Raw genomic sequence first — 4,530 nt, forward strand, 5'->3', positions numbered from 1 at the left:
GGATCACCCGCCGCCGGTTCGCGCCGGGCAGCACGATGCACAGCGCGAACAGGGCGTAGAAACGGATCTCGCACCACAGGGTCCAGCACACGCCGAGCACCCGGTCGGCGCCGAGCGGCTGCTGGAGCATCGTCAGGTTCACCAGCGCGTCGGACGGCGAGACCGTCCTGTACGCCACCACGGGCAGCGCGAAGACCGCCGTGACGAGGACGACCGCCACCCAGTAGGCGGGCAGCAGCCGGGAGGCGCGGGAGGCGAAGAAGGACCTGAGCGGCCGGCCCCAGCCGCTCATGCAGATGACGAAGCCGCTGATCACGAAGAAGATCTGCACGCCCAGGCAGCCGTAGGCGAAGTAGGAGTGCAGGGTGGGGAACTGGTGGCGCGGCGAGCCGCCCCAGGCCCGGGTCACCTCGCCGTCCCGGCCGCCGTAGTGGTAAGCCGCCACCATCAGCGCGGCCACCAGCCGCAGCCCGTCCAGTGCACGCAGCCGGGACCGCCCGCCCGACGCGACCGGACCCGCCCCCGAAGGGGGCGCCGATGCCGGAGCCCCGGCACCGGTCGCCGGGCCGGCACCGGTCACAGGGCCGGCACCGGTTGCCGTGTCGGCACCGGGCGTCGGGCCGGCACCGCTCTCCGTGGCGGCGTCAAGCGTCGAGGTCGCCGTGGCGGTGGTGGGTTCCGGGGTGTCCGTGGGTGTTCGGGGCACGGGGTTCCTCTCGTCGGCTGCGGTGTCCGGGCCTCGAGCGCGCGCGTCAGCGGCCCGCCGTGCGGCCCAGCGCGCGGGCCCGGCGGGCCACCCGCCGTACCGTCGCGTTGCGCGGGATGAAGGCGAGCTGGGCGGGGACCCCGCCGGGCAGGGCAAGGGAGGTCAGGCGGCGGCGCTTGAAGTAGCGCCGGGTGCCGGCGCCGGGGTGCGCGGCGAGATACCGCTCGGCCGCCGGGCGCAGGCCCGGGTAGATCTTCGGCTGCATGGCGAACGCGACGGCGTGCACCAGCTCGTCGAGCGCGGAGACGTCCGTACCCCGCCGCTGCTCCGCCACGGCCGCGCGGTCGCCCAGGTCCGGCAGCAGGGCGTCCACGATCGTGACCGGCACCCGGTTGCTGTTCTCGTACGGCGTCAGGCGCTCCAGCAGGGTGCCGGTGCCGGTGCGGGCCACGGGCAGACCGTAGAGCGCGGAGGCGGTGAGCAGCGCGGTGGAGAAGCAGCCGACGACCAGCGCGGGCCGTATCCGCTGGTAGAGCACCTCGGCCAGGACGGGTGTGGTGAGGACCGTGAGGTCGGCGCCCAGTCGCCCGGCCTCCCGCTCCAGCGCCCGCGACCAGCGGGCCGGCGCGGAGGGGTGCGGCTTGAACACCACGCGGGTGTGGCCCAGTTCGACCACGCCCCGCAGCATCCGCACGTGCAGCGCCTCCTCCTCCTCGGCGGTGAGGATGTCGAGCGCGGACAGGTACTGGCCGAGCAGCAGCGCCGGTTCACCCCCGACGGCCGTCAACTCGACTTCCTCGTCCGCGAGTTCGGCGAGCACCTTCGAGAACGCGTCCGTCGGCACGATCTCCGGCACCACCCCGAACTCGGTGAGCAGCACCGGGGTGAGGCCCGGCACCAGGGCGAGGTGGAGCAGGCGGTCGATGCGGGTGCCGACCAGCGGGTCGATCTTGTTGCGGGTGGGCCCGTAGCTCATCAGCCCGTCGGCGTAGACGGTGACGGGCGCGCCGGTGAAGATCTGGCAGACCGCGAGCGCCGGATTGACCTGGACGGACTCCACGGCGAGCGTCACGTCGTCCTCGCCCAGGTTCCACAGCAGCCGCAGATACCGCTCCCACAGGACGGTGTCGTCCGGGCGGGGCGCCCAGCCTCCGGGGTGGAAGGGGGAGATGGTCTCGTTCCACGACAGCACGTCGTCGAACCGGTCCCGCAGCCGCTCGAAGCCCGGCATCGCGTCCAGGGCCGGCGTGGTCTCGGGCGTGGCCGCGTTGTTGCAGACCAGCAGGATCCGGCGGTCGGCCGGGGCGAAGCAGTCGGAGTCGAGGGCGGCGGCGAGCGTGGCCGTGCCGTACAGGGTCGAGGCGAGGAAGATCTGCGTGGTCACGCGGCGGCTCCGGTCGGGGCGGGGCGGCGGCGCAGCCGGCGCAGCCGCGTGGCGCGCTGGACGTCCATGGAGTCCAGCGCCTCGTCGAGGACGTCCTGCGGCATGCGCCGCAGCGCGGCCGCGCCGAGCGACTTCAGCCTCCGCGCCACGGCGGGCTCGAACCGCTCGATGGCGCCCAGGTGGTGGGAGATGATCGCGCAGTACGTCCGCACCGCCTTGGGCAGCAGCCGGTCCGCGTCCCGGTCCCTCGCCGTCTCCTCGACGACCTGGTCGAAGGCGCGGATGAAGTCGAGCTGACGCACGTCCCCGATCTGCGTGAGCGAGGTGGCGACCCCGCGCCGGTAGTGCACGCCGAGCAGGCTCACCGCGGCGAAGGACTCCGCCTCGCGGTGCAGGCGCCAGATCCACGGCCGGTCCTCGGCCGTGCGCAGCCCGTCGGTGAAGTGCAGCAGGCCCCGGTCGACCAGCCGGCGGTGGTAGACGCCCGCCCAGGCGTAGGGGTAGTCCACGGAGGTGGAGCGGTCGGCGGGCAGTATCGCCCGCCGGGGGTCGAGCACCACGCCCCGCCGGCCGTGCGGGACCCGCTGGATGGTGCGCGCCCGCCCGGTGCACTGCACATGGTCGGTGCGCACGAAGTCGCAGCCCAGCTCCTCGATGGCGGCGAGCAGCCGCGGGTAGTGACCGGGGGCGAGCCAGTCGTCGCCGTCGAGGAACGTCAGGTACTCGCCGCGCGCCGCGTCGATTCCGGTGTTGCGCGCGGTCGCCAGCCCTCCGTTCCGCTCGTGTCTGATGCGGACCGTGCCCGCCAGTTCGCGCTCGGCGCGCGCGAGAATGTCCGGGGTCCCGTCGCGCGAACAGTCGTCGACGAGAATGAATTCGAAGTCCTCACGCGCATTCGCACGCAGACTCCGCAAGGTGTCCGGCGCGTATTGCTGCACGTTGTAGAACGGCACGATGACGGAGAGCTTGACCACGCAGGTGACGTTAGGGCGCGGGCCCCGCCTGCGTCTTTACCCGCAGTTTGAGCTTGGGTGAACGACGCGTGGCGATGCCGTGAACCACCTTTGTTTCCGGGGATACCGGGGCCCGATTCGCCGATCGGCGGGGTGCTGTTAACCGTCTGTTGCATTCCGGTTGGGCGGGACCTAGAAATGCCTTCCTACGGTCTTCGGCGTGCCAGTAAGTGCGAAGAAGGCCCGGCGGGCGGTCGTGCTCGCGGATTCCGACACCCGGTGGAAATGGGGCGCGCTCACCGCGCGGCGGCTTTTCCCGGAGGATGCGGACATCCGCCTCGACGGCCGTCTCCTGCGGGGCCGCGCCACCCCGACCGCCCGCCAGCTGACCGAGGTCGGCGTCCCCGCGGACTCGCTCCGCGAGGTGACCGCCGCCGAGTTCCTGCGCGCCCTCGGCGGGGACCCGGACGAGGAGCCGTACGACGTGGTCGTCCTCGCCCTCGTCGGCGGCGGCGTGCAGGCGATGCTGCACGGGCTCGCGCACGCCTGGCGGGGCCGCACCCGCCGGCCCGTCGTCGTCACCGGATACGTCGGCGTGGTCTACGAGAAGCTCGCCGACGGCCTGCTGCTGCGCCACGGCGCCGACCTCGTGCTCGCCAACTCCCGCCAGGACGCGGACCGTTTCCGCGCCCTGTACGAGGGCGTGGGCGCCGACGCCTCGGCGGTGACCGAGGTGGCCCTGCCCTTCCTCGCCGGTGCGCCGTACGAGAAGAAGGAGCCCCGCACGGTCGTCTTCGCCGCCCAGCCCTCCGTGCCGGCGACCCGGGCCGACCGCGCCTACCTGCTGGACCGGCTGATCGGGCACGCCCGCCGCCACCCCGGCCGCGAGGTGCTGCTCAAGCTGCGCTCCAGGCCCGGCGAGCACACCACCCACATCGAGGAACTGCCGTACCAGAAGCTGGCGCAGCACAAGGAACTGCCCGCCAACCTCCGTCTGGTGTACGGGAACATGGGCGAGGTCCTCGACCGCACCGACCTGCTGGTCACGGTCAGTTCGACGGCCGCGCTGGAGGCGCTGCACCGCCGGATCCCCACCGCCGTCCTCACCGACCTCGGGGTGCGCGAGGCGCTGGGCAACCACCACTTCGTGGGCTCCGGCTGCCTCGCCTCCTGGGACCAGCTCGACGCCGGGCACGAACCCGAGCCCGACGCGCGGTGGGTGGCCCGGCAGGGCGTCGCCGCCGCCGGGGGAGCGGCGTACGAGACCGCCTTCGACGAGGCGCGCCGCCGCGTCGGCGAACTGCTCGCCGCCGCCGGACTCCCGCCGCTGGAGCCCTACTACACACCCGTCACCGCGCCCGGCTACCTGCCCGGCGTCCTCGCCCGCCACCACCTCGCCCCGGACGGCGGTCCGCTGCCCGGCGCGCCCGCCGCCGACCGGGCGCCCGGACCCGTGCGCCGGGCCGTGCGCCGCGCCGCCCGCGGCG

At 73.8% G+C, this 4,530-nt stretch carries 4 protein-coding genes; 1 reads left to right on the forward strand and 3 read right to left on the reverse strand.

From position 1 onward, the window contains the following. From IE249_RS36260 to IE249_RS05095, 3 genes are all read right to left on the reverse strand, one after another. Nucleotides 1-580 (reverse strand): acyltransferase family protein (locus IE249_RS36260; protein ID WP_229857648.1); only part of this gene is annotated, 580 nt, incomplete at its 3' end. 172 nt (nt 581-752) lie between these two features. Beyond that, complete coding sequence (locus IE249_RS05090; protein WP_189703525.1) at nt 753-2,090, reverse strand: polysialyltransferase family glycosyltransferase; 1,338 nt, start codon at nt 2,088-2,090, stop codon at nt 753-755. Beyond that, on the reverse strand, nt 2,087-3,064 hold the full coding sequence (locus IE249_RS05095; protein ID WP_189703526.1) for a glycosyltransferase family 2 protein: 978 nt from the start codon (nt 3,062-3,064) through the stop codon (nt 2,087-2,089). The genes IE249_RS05090 and IE249_RS05095 overlap by 4 nt, the downstream gene beginning before the upstream one ends. Nucleotides 3,065-3,263: 199 nt before the next feature. On the opposite strand from IE249_RS05095, the gene IE249_RS05100 reads away from it, so the two are divergent. Then, the coding region (locus IE249_RS05100) for a DUF6716 putative glycosyltransferase (protein WP_229857553.1) at nt 3,264-4,530 on the forward strand (1,267 nt) is incomplete at its 3' end.

The organism is Streptomyces anandii JCM 4720, from assembly GCF_014650655.1.
GTDB classification, from domain to species: domain Bacteria; phylum Actinomycetota; class Actinomycetes; order Streptomycetales; family Streptomycetaceae; genus Streptomyces; species Streptomyces anandii.